Below are 22,703 nucleotides of genomic sequence, written 5' to 3'. Positions count from 1 at the left end.
TTGCCCGCCGCTTCGGCTCGCGCCTTCAGCACCAGTTCGACGCCCGACTTGGGGTCGTAGCCGGCCTTGATCAGCGGCGCGACCGACAGGCTGAGCGCCGCCAGCCAAGGCTTCATCGGCTGAAGTTGGGCGGCGGAGGCGCCCATGGCCTGGGCGGCCGCGTCCAGTTCGGCGTTTTCTTCCGGCGTCAGACGGCTGGACAGGGGCGTCTCGGGCGACAGACCGTGCTGCTGGATCAGCGGCATGATGGCGGCCTGGTCATCCGGATTGCTGATCTCGAACCAGATGTCCGAGGCGCTGTCGAAGGCGGCCTCGACGCGGGGGCTGGCCCAGCCGGTCGTCGGGCGCAGGACGTGGACCGAGCCGAACAGATACAGGGTCGAATCCGCATCCTTGACCACCCACAGCGCGGGGCCTTCGCCCTGGATGGGCGCGGGCGCAGCAGGCGCGGCGGTCTGGGCCAGGGCGTCGGCCGGCGCGCCGGCTATGGCGGCGAACAGCGCCAGGCCGCCGGCGACTCCCACGGCGCCGCGCGCCAGGCTGGAAACGGACGACAGAAGGCGATCGGTGAAGGTCATGAGCGGTCTCGTTGTTGTCTAAAAATGAAGGAGAAGAAGGACGGATCAGGCCAGTCCGCGACGCACGCTGACCCACACGGAGCAGCCCAGATAGAGCGCAATCAGGACGGCGTAGATGTCCCAGGCCGTGATGGCGGGTGCAGCGCCCAGACGTTCGGCGGCGGCCCAGAGGAACAGGACCAACTGGCCCGCGAAGAAGGTGACGGCCGCCGCCTCGATCACCGCCCGACGCAGGGGCTCGTCGGCCTGGCGATAGACGCGCACATTCATCACCGTGTGCAACACGACCAGCAGGCCGATGGCGCCCAGGCCCAGCATGGGATTGACACCCGCCAGACTGAAGACGACCGGCAGGCTCAGGATGACGCCGGAAAAGCCCATGACCAGCGCCTGAAACCGGGCCAGGGCCGTCTCTTCCGACGAGGCGGGTCCGTCCAGATTGTACATCCGGCCGAGGCGGTCGGCGTTCAAACTGACGTAGAGCGCCCACAGCGATCCCACGACCAGGGCCAGGCCGACCAGCATCGCCAGGCCATCCGACCAGCGCAAGTCCATGTCGGTCGGACTGAATCCGCCCGGCGCGATCCTAGCCAGCCAGGCGCCGACGCCGTAACCGATCACCCCGAAGACGGCGCCGAAAACAAAGGCGCGAACCCAGCGCGGCCATGCTGCGGGAGAGAGGGTGGAAGGCTTCATTTCGTCGGCTCCTGATCGTCCGAGAAGATGGCTTCGATGGGCTGTCCGAAGACGCGGGCAATCTTGAAAGCCAGCGGCAGGGAGGGGTCGTAACGGCCGGTCTCCAGCGCGTTCACGGTCTGGCGCGACACGCCCAGATGTTCGGCCAGCTGCGCCTGGCTCCAGTCGCGCTCGGCGCGCAGGACCTTGAGACGATTGTTCATGGGTCAGCCCCGCATCCGCGCCAGCCACCACCACGCCCAGACGACGGTGTATCCGATCAGCATGGGAGCGATCATCAAGGCGGCGCCGGCGGACACGTAATCGATGGGCGAACCGCCCGAGCCGATCTCGCGCGCGATAATGTCGCGCCACGGCCCAGCCGAGGACAGGATCAGGGCGACGCCGCTGACGCACAGGCCGGCCGTGCCGCCCCAGTACCAGGCCGCCTTGTGCGCCTCACGCGCAGCCTCGTCGATCACGCGCATCCATTCGGCGCCGATCCACAGGGCGCCGGCCATGATGGCGGCGGCGAAGACTGCGGTCACGATCAGTTCGCCCATCTCGGGCGCGATCCATCCCGAACTCGAGGCGTAGCCGACCGCGATGCCGCCGAGGAAGGCGAACAGCAGGCCGCCACCGAACGTGATCACCGTCGCCTTGATTACCGGCCGCCACTTGCGCATCAGTCAACACCCCTTGTCCTATTGACAAGTTACATTGACATCACGTCTCAGGGCCTGTCAAGCGCCCTTTCCACAGAAAGAGGCCCTACTCGACCTTGGCGGCGGAGATCAGTTCGGGACGGGCGATGGCGCGGGGCGCCGTTTCAACCGGCGTCAAATCCGGCAAGGCCTTGCCCTCGTGATCGACCTGCAGATCCTCGAACCGGCGGGCAGAGACCATGACCTGGCTCTCAAGCGAGCCGACGAACTGATTGTACTTGCCGACGGCCGTATCCAGCGCGCGTCCGACGGCGGAGGCATGACCGCCCATGACCGACAGCCGCTTGTAGAGTTCGCGGCCCAGGGCGGCGACCTTGTCGGCGTTGGCCGCCTGTTCTTCCGCGCGCCAGCCATAGGCCACGGCCTTGCACAGGGCGAACAGGGTCGAAGGCGTGACGATGACGACGCGCGAGGCCATCGCCTGGGTCATCAGGTCCGGCTCATGGTCCAGCGCCGTGACCAGGAACGCATCGCCGGGCACGAACAGGACGACGAAATCCGGGCTGGGCTTGAACTGATCCTGATAGGCCTTGGACGACAGCTGGCGCACATGGGTCTTCAGGCTGGCGGCGGTGCGCAGGCCGACCGAGCGAGCGCGCGCCTCTTCGTCGCCCTCCCCGTCGTCGAAGGCCAGCGGGACCTTGGCGTCGATCACGAACATGCCGCCGCCGGGCAGGCGGACAATGAAGTCGGGCCGGTTCTGGCGGCCCTCGTCGTCGGCGCTGGACGTCTGCTCGGTGAAGTCGAACCGCCCCGCCATGCCGGCGGCCTCCAGCACATTGCGGCAGGTCTGCTCGCCCCAACGGCCGCGACGGCCCGTATTGCCGCGCAGGGCTTCGGTCAGCTTGCGCGCCTCGTCGCGCGTGGCGGACGAGGCCGTCATCAGCTGGGCCAGTTGCTCGCGCAGCCCCCCGGTCTCTTCGGACCGCGTCTTCTCCAACGCGGCGACATGCTCCTGGAACTTGGTCAGGGTGTCGGCGACAGGTTTCAGCTGGGCGGCCATCCGCTCGCGCGCCAGCTGGTCCTGAGCGCGGAAGGTCTCGGTCGCGCGACTGACCATCTGATCCGCCACGACCTGGGCCGACTGCGCCGCCTGGGCCTTGAGCAGTTCGCCCATGGTCACACGGCTTTCCTCGACCAGATCGATGCGGGCCTCGGCCGCCGCCAGCGCGCCGCTCGTCCTCTGCCAGCCCATATAGGCCCACAGAAAACCGCCCGCGAAGGCGGCGGCCAGGACAGCGAGGATCGGCACAAGCATGTTCATGCTCCGTTCCTAACGGGAGTCGCCTTCAATGAGAAGCGGGCCCTTCCGGCGCCGCTTGTCCGGAACGTCGCCGTTGCGATGACGTTGGTGTCTCAGCCATTTGCACGAAGGACCCGCCCATGACCCCGGAAAAGCCCCACCGCCACGACACCGCCGCCGATGCGGTGCACGACGGCCGGCCGGTCGATGCCGAACTGGTGCGCAGCGGCCGCAAGAACCCGCGCATCGCCGTCATCCTGGCGGTTTCGACGCTCGCCGCTGCGGTGCTGCTGTTGGGACTGTGGTTCGTGACCAACGGCGCTTTCAACGCCAAGAACGCTGAGACGGGGCCGCAAGCCGCCGCCGCCGAGACCCAGGCCTTCGCCGGCGACAGCGAGACGCCGCCGGCCGCCGATGCGCCGACGGATGAAACGGGGCGCGCCGTGCCGACCCCGACGGGCGAAGCGCCGAACGTCAACGCCCCGACGGTTCCTTCGAACTAACTCGGTCAGGCCGGGCGGCGGGCGCGAAGGGCCTGGACGATGGTGCCGTCGTCCAGCCAGTCGAGTTCGCCGCCAACCGGCACGCCGCGCGCCAGCGAGGTGATCTCCACATCCGGCCCGGCGATCCGCTCGGCGACATAGTGGGCGGTCGTCTGGCCATCGACCGTGGCCGGCAGAGCCAGCACGACCTCGCGCACGCCCCCGCCCCTGACGCGCCCGACCAGTTCGGTGATCCTCAGATGCTCGGGTCCGACGCCGTCCAGCGCGGACAGCAGTCCGCCCAGCACATGGTATTTGCCGCGAAAGGCGCCGGATCGCTCCATCGCCCACAGGGCGCCGGCCTCCTCGACCACGCAGATCAGGCCATTGTCACGCGATCCGTCCGAACAGATGGCGCAGGGGTCGCGCGTATCCGGCGCGCCGCAAACCGAGCACGACACGATCTTTTCCGCCGTCTCGGCCAGCGACGCCGCCAGCGGGACCAGCAACTGCTCGCGTCGCTTCAATAGCGCCAGCGCCGCACGCCGCGCAGAGCGCGGACCCAGGCCCGGCAGTTTGGCGAGAAGGGAGATCAGCCGTTCGATCTCCGGCCCGGCGGAGGCGGCCATCAGAACAGTTTCGGCATTCCGGGAATGTTCATCCCGGCCATTGGGCCTGCGGCCTCGCGCATCAGGGCGTTGTTCTGCTCATCCAGCTTGCGCTTGGCGTCGGCATGGGCGGCGACGATCAGATCGGCCAGGATCTCGCCCTCGCCCGGGCTCAGCAGGCTGTCATCGATCTTGATGGCCGTAATCTCGCCAGGGCCCTTGAGGGACACCGAGACGAGGCCGCCGCCGGAAGAACCCTCGGAGATCGTTTCGGCCATCTTGGCCTGGGCGTCCTGCAGCTTTTGCTGCATCGCCTGGGCCTGCTGCATCAGTTGGGTCAGATCTTTCATGCCCTCTAGATAGGGCGAACAAGGCCCGGGCGACAGAGGGGTTGTGCGCGGTGCGCGATATCGAAACCCAGCCTTTCGGGATCGGCGCTTGCGGCTGTTGCAAAACATCCTAATTAGCACCCGTACTCGTTGCTATTTAAGTCAGGAACGCATCCCATGGCCTATGACGCTACTCATCAACGCGACGTCCCGCTGTCGGACGCCGCCCTGTCGCAACTGTTCACCGAGGCGCGCACGCGCAACGGCTGGACCGACCGCCCCGTCGCGCCGGAACTGCTGCGCAAGCTTTATGACCTGACCAAGTTCGGGCCCACGGCGGTCAACGGGTCGCCCGCCCGCTTCGTCTTCATCACCTCGCCCGAGGCCAAGGCCCGCCTGATCCCGCTGATGAGCGAAGGCAATCGCGACAAGACGCAGCAGGCCCCGGTGACGGTGATCGTCGGTCAGGACATGGACTTCCACGATCATCTCGACGCCCTGTTCCCCCATGCGCCGGGCGCCAAGGCCTGGTTTGCCGACGAGGCCGGCCGGCGCGAGACCGCCTTCCGTAACGCCTCGCTGCAGGGCGGCTATCTGACCATCGCCGCCCGCGCCCTGGGCCTGGATGTCGGGCCGATGTCCGGTTTCGACGCCGCCGGCGTGAAGGCCGAGTTCTTCCCCGACAGCCATGTCGAGCCGAACTATATCCTCAACCTCGGCTATGGCTCGGACGAGAATCTGTTTCCACGCTCGCCGCGCCTGTCGTTCGACGAGGCCGCGCAGATTCTCTGAGCCGAACTGTCGGCCCGAAACGAAGAAGGGCGGCCCGTCGGGCCGCCCTTTTGTCGTTCATCGCCGGAACGATCAGGTGTTGGGGGGCGCAGACGCCGTCGCGGCGGGCGGGGCCGCCGGGGTCGCCTGAGACGCGGCGGGGGCGCCGGCGGCCGGGGTCGTGCCGGTCGCTTCGGTCGCCGCAGCGCCTTCGGTCACAGGGGCCTCGCCCGTCGCAGGCGCGCCGGCGGCCGGCGCGGCCGCGCCAGGCTGACGGGTGGGATCCGGCGCCGGGATGGCGAAGCCGCCCGAGCCCTGGGTGCGCAGCCAGGCGATCAGATTGATGCGCGTCTGGGTGTCGCGGATGCCGGCGAAGGACATCTTGGTGCCGGGCACATATTTGGCCGGAGCCGTAATGAAGCTGTTGATCTGGTCATAGCCCCAGGTCGGCGCCTCGGCCTTGTGCTTGGCCATGGCGTCGGAATAGGCGAAGCCCGGACGGTGCATGACCGGCCCGCCGACCACGCCCCACAGGTTAGGACCGATCTTGTCGGCGCCGCCCTGGTGCGCGTCATGGCAGGCCTGGCAGCGCGCGAAGGCGGCCTCGCCGGCGGCCAGATCGGCGGTCGGCAGCACCGTGCCCCAGTCGGGCGCCAGTTCGGCGGCTTCACCGCCGGCGGCCTCTTCCGGCGCATCGACGAAATAGCCCATCTTTTCGGGCGCTTCCGAATGATAGACGAGGCCCGAGGCCTGCTGCACGACCAGGATGACGAACGCCGTCCCCAGAGCCGCGCCGAAAATCTTGTTCCACTTAAGATCGCCGCTCATACGCCTGGTCGTTTCCCTCTGCCGGCCGGGCCCCTCGAAAACACGCCCCGGACATAATCTTGCTTTGGCGTCTCTGGCACGGTAGCGCCGCCTTCGCAACCGGCCCAACGCGCGACGGGCCAGACAGGCGTCAGGGAAGTCGATGAATCCGTTGATAATGATACCGGCTCGCATGGCCGCCACCCGCCTGCCGAACAAGCCGCTGGCTCTGATCGGCGACACGCCGATGATCGTGCGCGCCTATCGTCAAGCCGAGGCCTCGGGCCTGCCGGTCGTGGTCGCCGCCGGAGATCCCGAGATCGTCGAGGCGGTGGAAGCCGCAGGCGGCCGCGCCGTCCTGACCGACCCGGCCCTGCCCTCGGGCTCGGACCGCATTCGCGCCGCCGTGGACGCCATCGACCCCGAAGGCGACTTCGACGCCGTCATCAACGTTCAGGGCGACATGCCCTTCGCCAGCCCCGGTCTGGCCGTCGCCTGCGCCGCCATTCTGCATGGCGAGCCGACCTGCGACATCGCCACCCTGGTCGCCGCCGAGGCCGACGGGTCGGACCGGACCAACCCCGACGTGGTCAAGGCGGTGCTGGCCCTGGGCGAAGGCGAACGTCAGGCGCGCGCCCTCTATTTCACGCGCTCGACCCTGTACGGCGACGCCCCCGTCTGGCGTCATATCGGCGTCTATGGCTATCGCCGTGAGGCGCTGAACCGCTTCTGCGCCGCGCCGCCGTCGCCGCTGGAAAAGCGCGAGAAGCTGGAACAGCTGCGCGCCCTGGAAATGGGCATGCAGATCTGGGCCGCCGTCATCGACGAAGCCCCCCTGTCCGTCGACAATCCCGCCGACTTGGAGGCGGCGCGGGCGCTGCCCTAGACCTCGTCGACCCAGGCCTTGATCAGGCTGTGGGCGATGGCGAAGGGCGGCGGGGCCTGAATGCTGGGGTGCTCGCCCGTCAGCACGGCGCGCGCCTCGGCCCGCGTCAGCCAGGCGACGGCTTCCAGTTCGGTCTGGTCCGGTTGCGCCTGATCGTCCGACACCTCCGCGATCAGGCCGATCATCAGTTGCGAGGGGAAGGGCCAGGGCTGGCTGGAGTGATAGGCCGTGGCGATCACGGTCAGTCCGGCCTCTTCCTTCACCTCGCGGGCGCAGGCCTCCTCGATGGATTCGCCCGGTTCCAGGAACCCGGCGAGGGCCGACATTCGTCCGGCAGGCCAGGCCGCCTGCCGCCCCAGCAGGCAGATGGGCTCCGCCCCGCCCTTATAGACCGGCAGCATGATAGTGACCGGATCGACGCGCGGGAAATGCTCGGTGCCGCAGGCCGGGCAAATCCGCTTCCAGCCGCCCGACGCCGTCTCGCTCAGCGTGCCGCAGTTGGCGCAGAAGCCGTGTTTGCGTCGCCAGTCGAACAGGCTCTTGGCCCCGCCCGCGATCGCCGCATCCGCCGCCGGCAGGATCGCCGCCGCCGCGCGCATCTCTTGAAAGGCGCCCAGCCCGGCCAGCGGCCCATCGGTCGGATCGATCGAGCCTTCAAACTCGATGGCGAAGACGGGTTCGTCGTTCCACAGGCCCAGAAACGCCTCGCGATCGCGCACCAGGGTGCGCGCATGGCGCATCTGCAGCCACGCCAGCCTCGGCCCCTCGCCCGTCTCCTCTATCAGCGGCCGCCCCTCCCAGAGCACCAGGGCCTGGGCGTAGGGCTTGGCGGCCTGCTCGGCCAGCCAGTCGGGATCATTCCTCAGGTCCCCGGCCCGATCGAGCGGATTGCCGGCGAAGGTGTTCTTATGGGCCATGCGGGTTTGTAGCTCTTGATTCCAACCGCCGCACCCGTCATATCTCCGCTTGGAGATCGCGGGCGAAGGTTTCGCCAATCTGGTCAGGGCCGGAAGGCAGCAGCCACAACGAATTCCCCTTCGGGTCGCGGTCTCTACTTCCTCACATCTTTAGTGCGCTACCGCTCGCCGCACGGCGGCTCGCTACTTTAGCGCGTTGGTGCGTCACGTCTCCTCCCCACCTGTGGGGAGGGGGACCGCGAAGCGGTGGAGGGGCTCTTGAAATCCCAGAGACGCCGGAATGGGGTAAAACCCCCTCCGTCACGACGCGAAGACGCGCCGCGCCATTCCCCGCAAAGCAGGGAGGCGACTCGGTGAGAATCGCTTCTTCCCGCCCCTCACCCGCTGTAAGACTTCCTCCCATGACGGACAGCGACACAAATCTCGACGGCCCGCCCTGGGAAGAGGAAGACGTCGCCCCGCGCGACGAGAACACCGACGACATGTTCGGCGCGCCCGCCGCGGCGGCGCCTGAGCCGGTCGCCGCGCCTGTCGTCACCAAGCCCGCCCCCGCCGAAGTCGCGGCCCACGTCGATGACGGCGCCGCCTATCAGGTGCTGGCGCGCAAATACCGGCCGCGCACCTTCGAGGATCTGATCGGTCAGGAGGCGATGGTGCGCACCCTGACCAACGCCTTCGCCACGGGCCGCATCGCCCACGCCTTCATGCTGACGGGCGTGCGCGGCGTTGGCAAGACGACCACCGCCCGACTGTTGGCCCGCGCCCTGAACAACGAAACCGACGTCATCGACAAGCCGTCGCTGACCCTGACCGCCCACGGCCGGCACGACGCCGCCATCATGGCCGGCCAGCACATGGATGTGATGGAGATGGACGCGGCGTCGCACACCGGCGTCAACGACATCCGCGACATTCTGGAAAGCGTCCGCTATGCGCCCGTCGAGGCGCGCTACAAGGTCTATGTGCTGGACGAGGTCCACATGCTGTCGACGCAGGCGTTCAACGCCCTGCTGAAGACGCTGGAAGAGCCGCCGCCCCACGCCAAATTCATCTTCGCCACCACCGAGATCCGCAAGGTGCCGGTGACGATCCTGAGTCGCTGCCAGCGCTTCGACCTGCGCCGGGTCGAGCCGGAAATCCTGGTCGAGCATCTGGGCCGGATCGCCGACCGCGAAGGCATGAAGATCGAGAACGACGCCTTGGCCCTGATCTCGCGCGCGGCCGAGGGGTCGGTGCGTGACGGCCTGTCGCTGCTGGACCAGGCCCTGGTTCAGGCCGAGCGGGGCGAGACGGTCAAGACCGAGACAGTGCGCGACATGCTGGGCCTGGCCGACCGGACCCAGACCATCGCCCTGTTCGAAAGCGTCATGGCGGGCCGCACGCCCGAGGCGCTGGAGAGTTTCCGCACCCTCTACGGTTTCGGCGCCGATCCGGTGCAGGTGACCAACGACCTGTTGGAACATTGCCACGCCGCCTCGGTCGCCAAGATGCTGGGCCCCAATGCGACGCGCCTGCCCAACGATCAGGCTCAGAAGCTAGCGGCCCTGGGCGCGGCCATTCCGGCGGCGACGTTGTCGCGCACTTGGCAGATGCTGCTGAAGGCGCTGGACGAGGTGCGGCGCGCGCCCAATCCGGCCGATGCGGTGGAAATGGCGATCGTGCGCCTGGCCTATGCCGCCGATCTGCCGGGACCGGAGGAGGCGCTGAAGCGGCTGCAGTCCGGCGAACCCATCGGCGGTGGCTCGGCCCCGCGTGGCGGCGGCGGAGGCGGCGGCGGCGGCACATCGGCGCAGCTGGCGGCGCGGCCGGCGATGGCCCTTGCCCTGCCCGATCCGCAGACCTTCGAACAGGTGGTCGCCCTGATCGGCGAGAAGCGCGAGGTCGGGCTTCAGATGGATGTGGAGCGGTATGTGAAGCCGGTCTCGTTCAAGCCCGGCGCCATCGTCTATGAAAGCGTCCAGGGCGCGCCCATCGAACTGGCCCGCAAGCTGTCGGCCCGCCTGCGCGAATGGACCGGCCGCACCTGGCTGATCGCCGCCAATGGCCAGGGCGGGGCCGAGACGGTCATCGAGATCCAGAAAAAGGCCCGCGCCGCCGAACGCGCGGAGGTGGAGGCCAATCCCTTCGTCCAGGCGGTGCTTCAGGCCTTCCCCGGCGCCAAGCTGGGCGAGATCAAGACCATCGCCCCGACCGTGGTCACCCCTGAAATCCCCGACGTGGTCGAGGACGACGACGAGGATTGAAGGTTCGGCCTATCGCGGCGCGCGCTTGGCCAGGATGCGTTGCAGAGTGCGGCGATGCATGCCCAGGCGGCGCGCCGTCTCGGAGACATTGTGGTCGCACAGCTCATAGACGCGCTGGATATGCTCCCAGCGGACGCGGTCGGCGCTCATGGGATTTTCAGGCGGTTCGGGCGAATCGCCGGTGGCGAGCAGGGCCTTGACCACGTCGTCGGCGTCGGCGGGCTTGGACAGATAGTCGACGGCGCCGGCCTTGACCGCCGCGACCGCCGTGGCGATGGCGCCGTAGCCGGTCACCATGACGATGCGGGCGTCCTCGCGCTTTTCGCGCACCGCTTCGACGATCTTCAGGCCGTTGCCGTCCTCAAGCCGCATGTCCAGCACGGCGAAGGCGGGCGCCTTGTCGCGCAACAGCTGCATCGCCTCGGCGACGGATTCAGCGGTCGTCACCTGAAAACCGCGCGCCTCCAGCGCCCGCCCCATCCGGGTGCGCAGGGCGTGGTCGTCATCCAGCAGCAGCAGGGACTTGTCGGGCAGGGCGGCGATGCGGGCTTCGAGTTCTGACATGCGTTTCTCTCCTGCCGCTTCAAGTCGGGACGGGTAGCGCGCGGGTCAAGGCCAAGGTTCCGCCTGCGACGCTTCGACCCAATCGCCTCATGCCGCGACCTCCAGCGCCGGCCGCGCCCAGCGCACCGCCACGCGCGCGCCGCGGGGCGCCGCCTTGGCCTCCGATTGCGGCAGGCCCTGGCCCACGCTGACCGACCCGCCGGTCCGCTCCAGCAGGGTGCGGGCGATGAAGAAGCCCAGGCCCATGCCGCCCTGACTAGGGGCGATGGGCGGCTCGACCGTTGTGCGGGGCTTGGACGGGCGGGCGGCGGCGGCGATCTGGGCGGCCAAGGCCTGGCGTGCCTTGCCCTGCGGCCGACTGGTCACATAGGGCTCGCCCAGCCGGGGCAGGATGTCGCCAGCGAAGCCCGGCCCATCGTCCAGAATCTCGATCTCGATCCAGCCGGCGTCCACCACCGCCTGGACCCGCACCGTCGTTTTGGCGAAATCGGCGGCGTTCTCGACCAGGGTGGACAGGCCGTGGATCACCTCGGGCATCCGGCGCACGCGCGGCGCGGGCTGACCCGGCGGCGTCTTGACCAGCACATCAAAGGCCAGGTCGAAGCCCCGGTGCGGCTCCACCACCTCTTCCAGCAGGGCCTTCAGCGAGACGTCGGCATACAGGGCGTCGTCGCCCTCGGGCTGCTGCGACAACTGGGTCAGGATGCCCCGGCACCGTTCGGCCTGTTGCAGGATCAGAGCCGCATCCTCGGCCGCGTCGCTGTCGGGGGCTGAAGCGCGTTGAAGCTCCTTCGCCACCACCTGAATGGTCGCCAGCGGCGTGCCAAGCTCATGCGCCGCCGCCGCCGCCAGGCCGCCCAGCGCCGCCAGCCTCTGTTCGCGTTGCAGCACGTCCTGGGTGGTCGCTAGGGCCAGTTCCAGCTTCTCCGCATCGGCCGCCACCCGCCAAGCGTAGCCGGCGGTGAAGACCACGCCGGTCACCAAAGCCATGGCCATGCCGAGACGATACAGCGTCGGCAGGTGGAAGTTCTCGTGCGGCCGCCACGGCAATGGTTCGGACCAGAAGAACAGCACCCCGACCGCGATCAGGGCCAGCACGCCCAGCATCAGGGCCTGACGCGCCGGCAGGGCCGCCGCCGCGATGGTGACGGGCGCGACCAGCAGCAGGCAGAACGGGTTCTCCAGCCCGCCGGTCAGACCCAGCAGCACGCCCAGCTGGAAGATGTCGAAGCCCAGATGGATCGCCGTCGTGCGCCCGTCCGGCAGGCTGGCCTCCAGCCGGCGCACCCGCGCCATGGCCCCCACGTTCACCGCCGCGCTGATGGCGATCACGATCAGGCAGGGCCAGAGCGGCAGGGGGAAATGCAGCCCCTGATGCGCCGTCAGGATCGCGGCGCTCTGGCCGATGATGGTCAGCCAGCGCAGAACGATCAGGGTCCGCAGCGAAAACCCGCGGCCGCGACGCGGCGCATCGCTCCAGCCGTTCAACGGCTCCGAAGAGGATGCGCCGTGCGGCGCCATGCGGGCTTCTGTCGAGGTCACACGCCTTCTATAGACCGATCACATCCGTTTCGTGAGAGGCCGTCATGCCGCGTCGTTCCATCCTGCTGTTCGCGGGCGCCTGCATCGCCATCGCCGTGGCGCTGGCCATCATCACCGTCGTGGTGGTCAGCGGTCGTGCGCCCACGTCGGACGGCGCCGAGGTGACGTCGACCGGCCAGCCCCTGGTCGGCGGCGACTTCAAACTGGTCAATCAGGATGGACAACCCGTCGATCAGACGATGCTGAACGGCAAATGGAGCCTGGTCTTCTTCGGCTTCACCTACTGCCCCGAGTTCTGCCCGACCACCCTGGCCGAGCTGGGCGCGGTGCAGCAGCGGCTCGGCGACAAGGCCAAGGATCTGCAGATCGTCTTCATCAGCGTCGATCCCGAACGTGATACGCCCCAGGCGCTGAAGGACTATCTGTCCTCCGACGGCTTTCCCAAGGGGACCATCGGTCTGACGGGCACGCCCGAACAGGTGGCGACCGCCGCCAAGGCCTACCGCGCCTTCTATCAAAAGGTCGGCGAGGGCGAGGGCTATACGATGAACCACTCCCTGACCGTCTATCTGATGGGCCCTGACGGCAAGTTCCGCACCGCCGTCGCCTATGGAATGGGTCCGGACAAGACGACCAGGATCATCGAACAGGCGATGGCGCGGGGTTAGCAGCGACCCCATAATCCTTTTGCAGGGTGATGCATTATATGTTGCCCTGCACAAACGGCGCTCGGCCGTATCGGATCGTCATGCTCTACGCCTTTCATGAACTCGCCTACCAGTCGGCCCTGCCGTTCCGGGTCGGCGCGCAACTGGCCCGCAGCTTCTGGACCTCGCCGTTCAACCCGGCGGCCGACACCGCCATCGGCCGCACGGCCTACGCCTCGGCCGAACTGTTCGAGAGCGTGACGCGGCGCTACGGCAAGCCGGCCTGGAAGCTGGAAACCATCGACATCGGCGGCAAGCTGGTGCGCACCACCGAACAGGTGATCTGGCAGAGCCCTTGGTGCCGCCTGGTTCGCTTCGCCCGCAACATCGGCGATCTGAAGCGCGCCAAAAAGCCCGCCTCCGGCCCGGCTGTCCTGATCGTGGCCCCGTTGTCGGGCCACTACGCCACCCTGCTGCGCGGCACGGTCGAGGCCTTCCTTCAGGACCACGACGTCTATGTCACCGACTGGGTCAACGCCCGCCAGGTGCCGATGCTGGAAGGCCGGTTCGATTTCTTCGACTACATCGACCACGTCCGGCTGATGCTGGCCGAGATCGGCGGCCGCGCGCACGTCGTCGGCGTGTGCCAGCCCGGCCCGCCCGTTCTGGCCGCCGGCGCCCTGATGGCCGAGGACGAGGACGAAAACCGTCCCCTGTCGATGACCTTCATGGGGTCGCCCATCGACGCGCGCCTGTCGCCGACCGTGACGAACCAGCTGGCCGAGGAAAAGCCCTTCACCTGGTTCAAGTCGAACATGATCCACACGGTGCCCCTGCCCTATGCGGGCTTCGGGCGGCGCGTCTATCCGGGCTTTGTCCAGCTCTACAGCTTCATGTCGATGAACGAGGATCGCCACCGCGACGCCCACTGGAACTATTTCACCAGCCTGATCGCCGGCGACGGCGACGAGGTCGAAAAGCACGAGGAATTCTACGACGAATATCTGTCGGTGCTGGACCTTACCGAAGAGTTCTACCTCCAGACCATCGACATCGTCTTCCAGCAGCATCTGCTGGCGCGGGGCCTTTTGGAACATCGCGGGCGCAAGGTCGATCTGTCCAAGATCACCGACATCGGCCTGATGACCGTGGAGGGCGAGAAGGACGACATCTCCGGCGTCGGCCAGACCCAGGCCGCGCACGGCCTGTGCCCCAACATCCCCGAGGATCGCCGCGTCCTCTACGTCCAGCCGGGCGTCGGCCATTACGGCGTGTTCAACGGCCGTCGCTTCCGTGACGAGATCTATCCCCGCGTGCGCGATTTCATCGCCCAGAACGAGGCCGCCGGTGGCGTATCGCAACGGTCAGCGGCTGCCGCTTGACGAAAGCGGGGCTGGCGGGAGCGAAGGTTCCGGCCCGACCCTGAGACTGTCGGTCAATCCACGTGCGCGACGTCTGTCGGTGCGGATCGACGCGCGCGCCGGCGAGGCCGTGGTCATCGCCCCAACCGAGCGCGGCCTGAGCCAGGCCGTCGCCTTCGCCCGATCCAAGGCCGTCTGGATCAGCGAACGCCTGGCCGTCAGCCCCAAGAGCCGCCCCCTGGAACCGGGCCAGGTCATCTCCCTGCGCGGCAGGCCCGTGCGGCTTGACGCCGTGCCCGGCGCGGGCGCCGCGCGCCTGGTCGAGGACGGGACCATCATCCGCTCGGGCGGCGAAGGCGAGGCCTATGCCCGCCGGGTTGAAAACCTGTTGAAGCGCGAGGCGCGCGATACGCTTCTGGAACGCACCGACCACCATCTGCGCACACTTGGCCAGGGCCCGGTCAAGATGGGCATCGCCGACACCCGGTCGCGATGGGGCTCATGCAGCCCGCACAACCGCACCATCCGCTACTCCTGGCGCGTCATCATGGCCCCGCCCCCGGTCATCGACTACCTCGCCGCCCACGAGGTCGCCCATCTGGTCCACGCCGACCACAGCCCGGCCTATTGGTCCGTGGTCGAACGGCTGGTCGGGGATCACAAGCCTTGGCGGAAGTGGCTGAAAGACTACGGCGCCGCGCTTCACGCCGTGGGGCGGTAGATGACCACAGTCTCCTCCCCACTTGTGGGGAGGGGGACCGCGCGCAGCGTGGTGGAGGGGCTCTTGAAGTCCCACCGGCACCTGTGATGCGTTGAGAGCCCCTCCGTCACGGCGCAAGGGCGCCGCGCCACCTCCCCATCGCTGCGCGACAGGGAGGAGACTGTCGTCTTCAGAAGAACAGGGCATCGCCCTTTCGCTCCGGCGCCGGGCGGCCCTCGGGCTGCTGCGGCTTCGGCGCATCGCGATAGCCGCCCTTGGGGAACGCCGGGCTGGACGGCTGCGGCGATGGCGGCTGCATCGGCCCCTGGTCGTCCGGGACATAGGGCTCGCCAGCCAGGGGATCGACGGGTTCGATGGGCAGGCCGTTCTGGTCCAGGCCGCTCATCAGGTCGCCGACCGGATCGGGCGCGACCCAGCCTTCGGGCATAGGCGGACCGTTGGGGATGGCGGGGGCGTCCAGGCGCGGCAAGGCCGCCTCCATGAAGCCCTTCCAGATGGCGGCGGGCGACGAGCCGCCGGTCACGCCGCGCATGGCGGTGTTGTCGTCCTTGCCCACCCAGACAGCGGTGACGAAGCCGCCGGTGTAGCCGACGAACCAGGCGTCCTTGTAGTCCGAGGTCGTGCCGGTCTTGCCCGCCAGGTCGCGGCCCGCGATCGCCGCCGACCGGCCCGAGCCGCTGGTCACCACGCCGCGCAGCATTTGGTTCATGTAGTACAGCGACGGATTGTTGATCGCCTGGCCGCTCTGGCCCGACTGGCGCTGATAGATGACGCGGCCCTGGGGCGTGCGGATGCGGCTGATGCCATAGGCGTCGACGCGGCGCCCGCCGTTGGCGAAGGCGTCATAGGCGGTGGCCATCTCGATCGGCGAGACCTCGACCGCGCCCAGCGCCATCGCCGGCTCCAGACCGATGCGGCTTTCGATGCCCAGACGCCGCGCGGCGCGGGCCACGCTGTCGCGCCCGACCTGATCGGCGACATAGGCCGCCACCGTATTGGTCGACTGTGCCACGGCCTGGGCCAGGGTCATGTTTCCGCTGAACGTGCCCGAATAGTTGCGGGGCGACCAGTTGCCGATGGTGATCGGCTGATCGACCACCGGGGTCTGGGGCGTATAGCCGGCCTCGACCGCCGCCAGATAGACGAAGGGTTTGAAGGCCGAACCCGCCTGGCGCTTGGCGTCGACGGCGCGATTGAACTGGCTGTCGGCATAGGAGGAGCCGCCGATCATGGCGCGCACCCGGCCGTCGCCGTCCAGCGCGACCAAAGCCGCCTGCTGCACGCCCTTGCCCGCGTCACGATCCAGGATGCGGCGCACCGACCGCTCGGCCGCCGTCTGCAGCGTCAGGTCCAGCGTGGTCTCGACCACCATGTCCTCGGTCGGTTCGCCGACCAGGCTGCGGATCGACTTGTCCAGCCAGTCGATGAAATACTGGGCGTGCTGGGTCGCCAGCGTTCGCGAGACGATGACCGGCTGGGTCACGGCCTGTTCGCGCTGGGCGGCGGTGATGACGCCGGCCTCTTCCATCTCGTTCAGCACGACGGTGGCGCGGGCGGCGGCGCGTTCGCTCTCGGACACCGGCGAATAGCGCGAGGGCGCCTTCAACAGGCCGGCCAGCAGCGCGGCCTCTCCAACCGTCAGGTTCTTGGCCGACTTGTCGAAATAGCGTTGCGACGCCGCCTCGATTCCGTAGGCGCCGGCGCCGAAATAGACCCGGTTCAAATAGAGGGCCAGGATCTCCTTCTTGGAGAATTTCATCTCCAGCCAGACGGCCAGCATCAGCTCCTGCACCTTCCGGCGCATGTTCTGGTCGGGCGTCAGGAACAGGTTCTTGGCCAGCTGCTGCGTCAGGGTCGAACCGCCCTGCACCACCCGCCCGGCGCGGACGTTGGTCGCCATCGCCCGCATCATGCCGATGGGGTCGAAACCAGGGTGGTGATAGAAGCGCCGATCCTCGATCGCGATGAAGGCGGCCGGCACATAGTCCGGCAGGGCGTCCAGATCGGCGGGCGGCGCCATCTGGGTGCCTCGCGTCGCGATCAACGCCCCATTGCGATCCAGATAGGTGATCGAGGGCTGACGATCGACCTGATACAGGCTGGAGGTGTCCGGCAGGCCGCGCGCAAAGACGGCGAAGAAGACGACCAGGAAGATCAGCCCCCAGACCGCCAGCACGGCGCTCCAGTAGAACAACCGTCCCAGGGCCGACCGGCGGGGCTTGCCCTGCGCCTGTGGTCCGCCCGCATTCACCGGTCCCGCCATGTCCGTCCTTCAGATGCCGCCCTGGGCGAGTTCTCGTTCATCGGCTGTGTATCGCGTATGAACGCCCGCCGAAACGGTCCCGCCGACTTCACGGGATCGTGAGCGGCTATTTCGCCGAAAGAAAGGCGCGCCGGGCCAGCCACACGCCGCTTTCCACCCCGTCGTATTCCACGCGCAATCCGGAGTCGCTCAGCAGGTCGCGATAGGCTTCTGGATCAAGACTGGCGTGATAGAGCGGCTCGCCCCGCCACTGTCCGATGGTCTCGCCATGCGCCTGGCCAGAGGTGAGCATCAGCCGCCCGCCCTCGGCGACGCAAGCCGCAAGCTTCGGCAGCACCTTTTTCTGATCGTCGGGACTGAGATGAAACAGGCTGTGCCAGGCCAGAACGCCGTCGAACGGACCCGGCGGAAACTCATCACGCATATCCGCCACCGACCACACTCCTGTCGGCAGTGTCGCCTGAGCATGGGCGATCAGGCCCGGCGACGCATCCATGCCCGTCACCTGATGTCCCCGCTCCAGCAGGGCGGCCCCAATCGGCCAGCCCGAACCGCAGCCGACGTCCAGAATAGATGCGCCTGCAGGCAAGTCCGCAACGAAGCGGTCTAGCCAGACCGCTTCGTCCGCCCCGTCTTCGCCGGAATACAGGGTCTCGCCCCGATCCCGGACCCAGTGGTCGGCCTTGCCCCGATAAAGGCCGACGATCTGTTTCGCGGACGGATGGGTCACGGCGCCTATTTCGCCAGGAAGGCGTCCAGGTCCGCGTAGAAGGCCTGGGGCTGGTCGAACATGATGAAGTGGGCGCTGTCGTCGATCCGCTTCAACTGCGCGTCCTTCAGATTGGCGAAGGACATCCGATAGATGCTGTCGGTGATCTGGGGCGTCATGCGCGGATCGTTGAACTTGACGTACAGCACCTCGGTCGGGGCGGTGATCCTGGACAGTTCGGGACGCAGATCCGTCGTGATCAGTTCGCGGAAGGCGGCGGCCGAAACCTTCTGGTCGCTTTCGCGCATGTCCTCCAGCGCCTCGGCGCGGCGGCTTTCGGTGTTGATCATGCCGTTGATGCTGGTGGTCGCCTGGGCGACATAGGCCTCGCGCGGACTGTTGGCCTGGGCGGCCCAGATCTGGTCCGCGACCGGCGTCACGCTTTCGGCCGAGGCGCCGGGCGCGGCGAACATCGCGCCCATGAACGGGATCATGTCCACGACCATCAACTTGCCGACCGCATCCGGATGGCGCGCGGCCAGCATCATGCCGATGGTGCCGCCCATCGAATGGCCGACGACGACCGGCTTGGTCAGGCCCTGTTCGCGGATATAGCGGGCGATCTCTTCGGCGACCGGCGCGGCGACCGGCGACGGGGTCGCGCCCTGCGCATTGCCCTCGGCCGGCGCGCCGGCGAAGCCTTGGACGTGGATGCGATGCACGCGCCAGCCCACGCCGTCCTGCGCCGTCAGATGATCCACCGTCCCCTGCCAGACCTCCGGCGACGAGCTGAGGCCGGGGATCAGGATGATGTCGCGTCCATCCATGTCTCCGTCCACGCGAACGTGGATGCGGTCGGACTGGAAGTCGGCGTGCGAATGTCCGTGGGCGTGACCCGCATCGGCATGGGCGCCATGCCCGTCCTGCGCCAGGGCGGCCGGGGCGACACACAGCAGGGCGGCGGCCGCTGCGGCGCCGACGGTGCGGTTCAGAATGGATGCGATGGTCATGATCAAACTCCCCTTTGACGCCCGCTTATGCTGCACTAACTTTGATATGTAAAGTTCTCTGTCAGGTGACATGAGACAGGCGGCGCGCGGCTCTGTTAGACAGTCGGCATGAAGCCCGCCGACGCCGCTCCCGTCCAGTCCCCCCAGCTCGAACCCGCCCCTTCAAAAGCCGGCGCGCAGCCGTTCGGCAAGGGGTTCGTCACCGACGCCTGGTATTTCGTCGCGCTGGGCCGCGACGTCGCCCCGGCCAGCCTGAAACGCTACGAGATCATGGGCGAGCCGGTGCTGATCGGCCGCACCCGCGCGGGCCAGGTCTATGCGATGCGCGACATCTGTCCCCACCGCGCCGCGCCCCTGTCGGCGGGGAAATTGGTCGAAAAGCCTGGCGAGGGCGAGACGGTCGAATGTCCCTATCACGGCTGGCGCTTCCGGCCCGACGGCGTCTGCGCCGCCATTCCTTCACTGGTCGAGGATCAGGCGTTCGAGGCGAACCGCATCCGCGTGCGGTCCTATCCGGTGCGCGAGAGCCAAGGGATCGTCTTCGTCTGGATGGCGTCGGACGCCCGCAATCCGATGGAGCCGGACCACGAGCCGCCTGTCTTCCCCGGGGTGGTCGGCGGCGAGGCCAAGCTGGTCGAGGCGATGGATTTCGACAGCCACATCGATCACGCCGTCGTCGGCCTGATGGACCCCGCCCACGGCCCCTATGTCCACCAGCAATGGTGGTGGCGATCCGAACATTCGATGCACGAAAAGTCCAAGGCCTTCGCCCCAACCGCGTTCGGCTGGGCCATGGTGCGCCACGCCCCCTCGTCGAACAGCCGCCTCTACAAGATCTTGGGCGGGGCGCCCGCGACCGAGATCACCTTCCGCCTGCCGGGCTTCCGCTGGGAGCACATCCAGGTGGGCGAGAAACAGGTCCTGGCCCTGACCTGCCTGACGCCGATCACCGACACCAAGACGCGCATCACGCAGATCTTCTGGTCCGATCATTGGGTGTTCGGCCTGGCCAAGCCCTTCCTGCGGATGGGGGTCGTCGCTTTCCTGAAACAGGACGGCGGGATGGTGAACCTTCAGAACGAAGGCCTGCGCTACGACCCTGCCCTGATCTGGATCGACGACGCCGACAAACAGGCCAAGTGGTATCAGCAGCTGAAGCGCGAATGGGCCAAGAGCCGGGCGGAAGACCGAGCCTTCGTGAACCCGATCCAGCCGACGACGCTGAGGTGGAAGAGCTGACGCCGTGGTCCCCCTCCCCACTTTGTGGGGAGGGGACACTGGGTCTTACAGCTTCAGCCCGTTCTCCTTGGCCAGGTCGACCAGCTTCACCATCGGGCGCGGGCCCCAGTGGGCGATGACTTCGGACGCCGCCAGCGAGCCCAGCTTGCCGGCCTCTTCAAGCGTCAGGCCGCGCGCGAGGCCCAGCAGGAAGCCGGCGGCGTACTGGTCGCCGGCGCCGGTGGTGTCGATGACTTTGGCGACCGGATAGGCGGCGACGACGACGCGGTCCTCGCCCTTGATCACGACTGAGCCCTGCTCGCCGCGCGTCACGGCGGCGATCTCGACGATGGCGGCCAGTTGCGCGGCGGCGGCGTCGAAGTCTTCGGTCTCGAACAGGGCGCCCAGTTCGGCTTCGTTAGCCAGGACGATGTCGGCGGACTGGGTGATGAAGTCCAGCAGTTCGGCGCGCCAGCGGGCGACGACGAACGTGTCCGACAGAGTGATGGCCACCTTGCGGCCGGCCTTGTGCGCGGCGGCGGCGGCGCGTTCGAAGGCGGCACGAGCAGGCGCGGGATCGAACAGATAGCCTTCCAGATAGACGATCTCGCTGGCCGTGATCAGGGCCTCGTCGATATCGTCGGCATACAGCTGGTTCGCGGCGCCCAGGAAGGTCGCCATGGTGCGCGCGCCGTCCGACAGGACGTTGATCAGGCAACGGCCGGTGCCGAAGCCCTGATCCGCCCCGCCCGTCAGGACAGGCGTGTCGAAGTGCACGCCGGCGGCGCGGATGTCGTGGGTGAAGACCTGGCCCAGCGTATCGTCGGCGACCTTGCCGATATAGGCCGCGCGGCCGCCGAACGAGCCGACGCCCGCTACCGTGTTGCCGGCCGAACCGCCCGAAGCCTCCACGCCCGGCGCCATGGCGTCATACAGGGCGGCGCTGCGTTCGGCGTCGACCAACTGCATGGAGTTGGGCGCCAGGTCCTGGGCCGTCAGGAAGGCGGCATCGCAGGGGCTGAGGACATCGACGATGGCGTTGCCGACGGCGCAGACATCATATTGGGCGGTGTTCTGGGTCATGGTCGCGCCTTAGCCGGTCAACGCCCGCACGTCACCCGAAATCATATAAGGAAGCCCTTATATGCTGCGCGTCGCTTCGGTATGAGGACTGCATGACCCAGATCGCCGTCCTGACTCCCGATCCCGCGGACAAGACCTATGTCGTGCGCTGGCCCGAGGTGCTGGAACGGTTGAAGGCGACGCTGGAGAGCACGGGCGCGACGGTCACGGCAACGCCCTGGACCGATCATGTTGGGGACGCGTCGGGCCTTGCCGCCTATGATTTGATCCTGCCGGTCATCGCCTGGGGCTATCACCGCGATCATGGGCGCTGGCTGAAGGCTTGCGCGACGTGGAGCGAGGCCGGCCTGGCGATCGCCAATCCGGCGCAGGTTCTGCGCTGGAACTCGGACAAGGCCTATCTGGCGCGGCTGGCGGACAAGGGCGTGCCGATCCCGCCCACCCGCTGGACCGACGGCGTGACCCAGGAACAGGTGCACGCAGCCTTCGCCGAGACGGGCGCACCGGTGTTGATCGTCAAACCGACGGTGTCGGCAGGGGCGTTTCGCACCCTGCGCCTGATCCCAGGCGAGGTGTTGAGCGATGCGCCCGAGAGCGCGGCGATGATCCAACCCTATCTGAAATCGATCGAGACCGAGGGCGAGACCTCGCTGCTGTTCTTCGGCGGCCGGTTCAGCCATGCGGTCAACAAACGGCCCATGGCGGGCGACTTCCGCATCCAGGTCCAGTTCGGCGGCCTCTACAGGGCGGTGGCGCCGGACGCGGCCGCGATGGCCTTGGCTGAGCAGGTGCTGGCCGCCATCGACGAACCGCTGCTCTATGCCCGCATCGACATGGCCCGCGACGACGCCGGTCGATGGGTGCTGATGGAGGCCGAACTGATCGAACCGGACTTCTACCTGGACCACGACCCCGCGAACGGCGCCGGCTTCGCCGAGGCCGTCAAGGCGCGGCTGGAGGCCTAGGCCGCCTGGCGCTGAATCGCGCCCAACCGAGCCTGGAGGTCAGAACTCTTCCCAGTCCGACTGAACGGTGGCCACAGCGGCCCGCCCGCCGCCGCCGGCCGCCATGCGGGCGCGCGCAGGGGCGGCGTGGGCGCGGGCGAAGCTTTCGACGCGCGCCTTCATCTGCTGGACGGAGGCCGCGTGGATCGGCGTCGGGGCCGCGGCGACCTTGCTAACCTCGAAGCGGCCGACCAGTTCGGCCAGTTCGGCGGCGTCGCGGCTCAGGCTCAGGCTGGCGGCAGTCGATTGCTCGACCATGGCCGCGTTCTGCTGGGTGACCTGGTCCATCTGGTTCACGGCGGTGTTGACCTCGGCCA

At 68.1% G+C, this 22,703-nt stretch carries 24 protein-coding genes, 1 other RNA gene and 1 pseudogene; 10 read left to right on the top strand and 16 right to left on the bottom strand.

Annotation, left to right across the window (positions count from 1 at the left end):
- The 5 genes from RT123_RS12035 to RT123_RS12015 form a co-directional block, all read right to left on the bottom strand.
- Positions 1-578: TraB/GumN family protein (locus tag RT123_RS12035; protein WP_313009372.1), on the bottom strand; the 578-nt coding region annotated here is incomplete at its 3' end.
- Positions 579-623: 45 nt separating this feature from the next.
- Positions 624-1,274 carry a hypothetical protein gene (locus RT123_RS12030; protein WP_313009370.1) on the bottom strand — a complete coding sequence of 217 codons (651 nt, stop codon included), beginning with the start codon at positions 1,272-1,274 and terminating at the stop codon, positions 624-626.
- Positions 1,271-1,477, bottom strand: coding sequence for a helix-turn-helix transcriptional regulator (locus tag RT123_RS12025; RefSeq protein WP_313009369.1), 207 nt, complete (start codon positions 1,475-1,477; stop codon positions 1,271-1,273). Before RT123_RS12025 ends, RT123_RS12030 begins: the two co-directional genes overlap by 4 nt.
- Before the next feature lie 3 nt (positions 1,478-1,480).
- On the bottom strand, positions 1,481-1,939 hold the full coding sequence (locus RT123_RS12020; protein ID WP_313009367.1) for a hypothetical protein: 459 nt from the start codon (positions 1,937-1,939) through the stop codon (positions 1,481-1,483).
- An 85-nt stretch (positions 1,940-2,024) separates the two neighbouring features.
- Positions 2,025-3,242 (bottom strand): DNA recombination protein RmuC, encoded by a 1,218-nt coding sequence (locus RT123_RS12015; RefSeq protein ID WP_313009365.1) that lies wholly within the window; start codon positions 3,240-3,242, stop codon positions 2,025-2,027.
- A gap of 119 nt (positions 3,243-3,361) precedes the next feature.
- Between RT123_RS12015 and RT123_RS12010 the strand changes: the two genes are divergently transcribed.
- Positions 3,362-3,724 carry a hypothetical protein gene (locus tag RT123_RS12010; protein WP_313009363.1) on the top strand — a complete coding sequence of 121 codons (363 nt, stop codon included), beginning with the start codon at positions 3,362-3,364 and terminating at the stop codon, positions 3,722-3,724.
- A 5-nt stretch (positions 3,725-3,729) separates the two neighbouring features.
- On the opposite strand, the gene recR is transcribed toward RT123_RS12010, so the two are convergent.
- Together recR and RT123_RS12000 are read right to left on the bottom strand one after the other, a co-directional pair.
- Positions 3,730-4,332 (bottom strand): recombination mediator RecR, encoded by a 603-nt coding sequence (gene recR, locus RT123_RS12005; protein WP_313009362.1) that lies wholly within the window; start codon positions 4,330-4,332, stop codon positions 3,730-3,732.
- Positions 4,332-4,661 (bottom strand): YbaB/EbfC family nucleoid-associated protein, encoded by a 330-nt coding sequence (locus RT123_RS12000; protein ID WP_307508776.1) that lies wholly within the window; start codon positions 4,659-4,661, stop codon positions 4,332-4,334. The genes recR and RT123_RS12000 overlap by 1 nt, the downstream gene beginning before the upstream one ends.
- A 156-nt stretch (positions 4,662-4,817) precedes the next feature.
- Here RT123_RS12000 and RT123_RS11995 point away from each other — a divergent pair, with 156 nt between their 5' ends.
- On the top strand, positions 4,818-5,432 hold the full coding sequence (locus RT123_RS11995) for a malonic semialdehyde reductase (protein ID WP_066554147.1): 615 nt from the start codon (positions 4,818-4,820) through the stop codon (positions 5,430-5,432).
- 72 nt (positions 5,433-5,504) lie between these two features.
- On the opposite strand, the gene RT123_RS11990 is transcribed toward RT123_RS11995, so the two are convergent.
- Complete coding sequence (locus RT123_RS11990) at positions 5,505-6,239, bottom strand: c-type cytochrome (RefSeq protein WP_039244051.1); 735 nt, start codon at positions 6,237-6,239, stop codon at positions 5,505-5,507.
- Positions 6,240-6,381: 142 nt separating this feature from the next.
- Between RT123_RS11990 and RT123_RS11985 the strand changes: the two genes are divergently transcribed.
- Positions 6,382-7,104: a 3-deoxy-manno-octulosonate cytidylyltransferase gene (locus RT123_RS11985; RefSeq protein WP_313009360.1), complete on the top strand. Its 723-nt coding sequence runs from the start codon at positions 6,382-6,384 to the stop codon at positions 7,102-7,104.
- On the opposite strand, the gene nudC is transcribed toward RT123_RS11985, so the two are convergent.
- A complete protein-coding gene (gene nudC, locus RT123_RS11980) occupies positions 7,101-8,021 on the bottom strand; it encodes an NAD(+) diphosphatase (protein WP_313009359.1) in 921 nt (306 codons plus the stop codon). The genes RT123_RS11985 and nudC overlap by 4 nt on opposite strands.
- 47 nt (positions 8,022-8,068) lie before the next feature.
- Between nudC and ffs the strand changes: the two genes are divergently transcribed.
- Both ffs and RT123_RS11970 read left to right on the top strand, forming a co-directional pair.
- Positions 8,069-8,164, top strand: an RNA gene (gene ffs, locus RT123_RS11975) — signal recognition particle sRNA small type.
- 258 nt (positions 8,165-8,422) lie between these two features.
- Positions 8,423-10,264 (top strand): DNA polymerase III subunit gamma/tau, encoded by a 1,842-nt coding sequence (locus RT123_RS11970; protein WP_313009357.1) that lies wholly within the window; start codon positions 8,423-8,425, stop codon positions 10,262-10,264.
- Positions 10,265-10,273: 9 nt separating this feature from the next.
- Here the strand turns inward: RT123_RS11970 and RT123_RS11965 are convergent, their stop codons facing one another.
- Positions 10,274-10,828 (bottom strand): ActR/PrrA/RegA family redox response regulator transcription factor, encoded by a 555-nt coding sequence (locus tag RT123_RS11965; protein ID WP_313009355.1) that lies wholly within the window; start codon positions 10,826-10,828, stop codon positions 10,274-10,276.
- Between the two features lie 87 nt (positions 10,829-10,915).
- Positions 10,916-12,370 carry an ActS/PrrB/RegB family redox-sensitive histidine kinase gene (locus RT123_RS11960; protein WP_255366615.1) on the bottom strand — a complete coding sequence of 485 codons (1,455 nt, stop codon included), beginning with the start codon at positions 12,368-12,370 and terminating at the stop codon, positions 10,916-10,918.
- Between the two features lie 44 nt (positions 12,371-12,414).
- On the opposite strand from RT123_RS11960, the gene RT123_RS11955 reads away from it, so the two are divergent.
- The 3 genes from RT123_RS11955 to RT123_RS11945 all read left to right on the top strand — a co-directional run bounded on the left by RT123_RS11955 (position 12,415) and on the right by RT123_RS11945 (position 15,099).
- Complete coding sequence (locus tag RT123_RS11955) at positions 12,415-13,038, top strand: SCO family protein (protein WP_313009353.1); 624 nt, start codon at positions 12,415-12,417, stop codon at positions 13,036-13,038.
- Between the two features lie 80 nt (positions 13,039-13,118).
- Complete coding sequence (locus RT123_RS11950; protein ID WP_313009352.1) at positions 13,119-14,399, top strand: polyhydroxyalkanoate depolymerase; 1,281 nt, start codon at positions 13,119-13,121, stop codon at positions 14,397-14,399.
- A complete protein-coding gene (locus RT123_RS11945; protein ID WP_313009350.1) occupies positions 14,365-15,099 on the top strand; it encodes a SprT family zinc-dependent metalloprotease in 735 nt (244 codons plus the stop codon). Before RT123_RS11950 ends, RT123_RS11945 begins: the two co-directional genes overlap by 35 nt.
- A gap of 169 nt (positions 15,100-15,268) precedes the next feature.
- On the opposite strand, the gene RT123_RS11940 is transcribed toward RT123_RS11945, so the two are convergent.
- From RT123_RS11940 to RT123_RS11930, 3 genes are all read right to left on the bottom strand, one after another.
- Positions 15,269-17,362 (bottom strand): PBP1A family penicillin-binding protein, encoded by a 2,094-nt coding sequence (locus RT123_RS11940; RefSeq protein WP_313009349.1) that lies wholly within the window; start codon positions 17,360-17,362, stop codon positions 15,269-15,271.
- 106 nt (positions 17,363-17,468) lie between these two features.
- Positions 17,469-18,092 (bottom strand): class I SAM-dependent methyltransferase, encoded by a 624-nt coding sequence (locus tag RT123_RS11935; protein ID WP_313009347.1) that lies wholly within the window; start codon positions 18,090-18,092, stop codon positions 17,469-17,471.
- A 5-nt stretch (positions 18,093-18,097) separates the two neighbouring features.
- Positions 18,098-19,081, bottom strand: a complete 984-nt coding sequence (locus tag RT123_RS11930; RefSeq protein ID WP_313009346.1) for an alpha/beta hydrolase — start codon at positions 19,079-19,081, stop codon at positions 18,098-18,100.
- A gap of 108 nt (positions 19,082-19,189) precedes the next feature.
- Here RT123_RS11930 and RT123_RS11925 point away from each other — a divergent pair, with 108 nt between their 5' ends.
- On the top strand, positions 19,190-20,320 hold the full coding sequence (locus tag RT123_RS11925; protein WP_313009344.1) for an aromatic ring-hydroxylating dioxygenase subunit alpha: 1,131 nt from the start codon (positions 19,190-19,192) through the stop codon (positions 20,318-20,320).
- 45 nt (positions 20,321-20,365) lie between these two features.
- On the opposite strand, the gene RT123_RS11920 is transcribed toward RT123_RS11925, so the two are convergent.
- The gene (locus tag RT123_RS11920; RefSeq protein ID WP_313009342.1) at positions 20,366-21,382 is read right to left on the bottom strand and encodes an adenosine kinase; all 1,017 of its coding nucleotides are present in this window, start codon (positions 21,380-21,382) and stop codon (positions 20,366-20,368) included.
- Positions 21,383-21,474: 92 nt separating this feature from the next.
- Here RT123_RS11920 and RT123_RS11915 point away from each other — a divergent pair, with 92 nt between their 5' ends.
- A complete protein-coding gene (locus RT123_RS11915; RefSeq protein WP_313009341.1) occupies positions 21,475-22,347 on the top strand; it encodes a transporter in 873 nt (290 codons plus the stop codon).
- 39 nt (positions 22,348-22,386) lie between these two features.
- On the opposite strand, the pseudogene RT123_RS11910 reads toward RT123_RS11915, so the two are convergent.
- Positions 22,387-22,703, bottom strand: a pseudogene (locus tag RT123_RS11910) (chemotaxis protein); the annotation flags it as partial.

Source organism: Brevundimonas vesicularis (assembly GCF_032067225.1).
Lineage (GTDB): Bacteria > Pseudomonadota > Alphaproteobacteria > Caulobacterales > Caulobacteraceae > Brevundimonas > Brevundimonas vesicularis_F.
This window is presented reverse-complemented; position numbering and strand designations above follow the sequence as displayed.

What these genes read in the sequence shown, in the direction of transcription:
- RT123_RS12030 (WP_313009370.1), bottom strand. Translation starts at nt 1,274, where the DNA reads ATGAAGCCTTCCACCCTCTCTCCCGCAGCATGGCCGCGCTGGGTTCGC.
- RT123_RS12025 (WP_313009369.1), bottom strand. Translation starts at nt 1,477, where the DNA reads ATGAACAATCGTCTCAAGGTCCTGCGCGCCGAGCGCGACTGGAGCCAG.
- RT123_RS12020 (WP_313009367.1), bottom strand. Translation starts at nt 1,939, where the DNA reads ATGCGCAAGTGGCGGCCGGTAATCAAGGCGACGGTGATCACGTTCGGT.
- RT123_RS12015 (WP_313009365.1), bottom strand. Translation starts at nt 3,242, where the DNA reads ATGAACATGCTTGTGCCGATCCTCGCTGTCCTGGCCGCCGCCTTCGCG.
- RT123_RS12010 (WP_313009363.1), top strand. Translation starts at nt 3,362, where the DNA reads ATGACCCCGGAAAAGCCCCACCGCCACGACACCGCCGCCGATGCGGTG.
- recR (WP_313009362.1), bottom strand. Translation starts at nt 4,332, where the DNA reads ATGGCCGCCTCCGCCGGGCCGGAGATCGAACGGCTGATCTCCCTTCTC.
- RT123_RS12000 (WP_307508776.1), bottom strand. Translation starts at nt 4,661, where the DNA reads ATGAAAGATCTGACCCAACTGATGCAGCAGGCCCAGGCGATGCAGCAA.
- RT123_RS11995 (WP_066554147.1), top strand. Translation starts at nt 4,818, where the DNA reads ATGGCCTATGACGCTACTCATCAACGCGACGTCCCGCTGTCGGACGCC.
- RT123_RS11990 (WP_039244051.1), bottom strand. Translation starts at nt 6,239, where the DNA reads ATGAGCGGCGATCTTAAGTGGAACAAGATTTTCGGCGCGGCTCTGGGG.
- RT123_RS11985 (WP_313009360.1), top strand. Translation starts at nt 6,382, where the DNA reads ATGAATCCGTTGATAATGATACCGGCTCGCATGGCCGCCACCCGCCTG.
- nudC (WP_313009359.1), bottom strand. Translation starts at nt 8,021, where the DNA reads ATGGCCCATAAGAACACCTTCGCCGGCAATCCGCTCGATCGGGCCGGG.
- RT123_RS11970 (WP_313009357.1), top strand. Translation starts at nt 8,423, where the DNA reads ATGACGGACAGCGACACAAATCTCGACGGCCCGCCCTGGGAAGAGGAA.
- RT123_RS11965 (WP_313009355.1), bottom strand. Translation starts at nt 10,828, where the DNA reads ATGTCAGAACTCGAAGCCCGCATCGCCGCCCTGCCCGACAAGTCCCTG.
- RT123_RS11955 (WP_313009353.1), top strand. Translation starts at nt 12,415, where the DNA reads ATGCCGCGTCGTTCCATCCTGCTGTTCGCGGGCGCCTGCATCGCCATC.
- RT123_RS11950 (WP_313009352.1), top strand. Translation starts at nt 13,119, where the DNA reads ATGCTCTACGCCTTTCATGAACTCGCCTACCAGTCGGCCCTGCCGTTC.
- RT123_RS11940 (WP_313009349.1), bottom strand. Translation starts at nt 17,362, where the DNA reads ATGGCGGGACCGGTGAATGCGGGCGGACCACAGGCGCAGGGCAAGCCC.
- RT123_RS11930 (WP_313009346.1), bottom strand. Translation starts at nt 19,081, where the DNA reads ATGACCATCGCATCCATTCTGAACCGCACCGTCGGCGCCGCAGCGGCC.
- RT123_RS11925 (WP_313009344.1), top strand. Translation starts at nt 19,190, where the DNA reads ATGAAGCCCGCCGACGCCGCTCCCGTCCAGTCCCCCCAGCTCGAACCC.
- RT123_RS11920 (WP_313009342.1), bottom strand. Translation starts at nt 21,382, where the DNA reads ATGACCCAGAACACCGCCCAATATGATGTCTGCGCCGTCGGCAACGCC.
- RT123_RS11915 (WP_313009341.1), top strand. Translation starts at nt 21,475, where the DNA reads ATGACCCAGATCGCCGTCCTGACTCCCGATCCCGCGGACAAGACCTAT.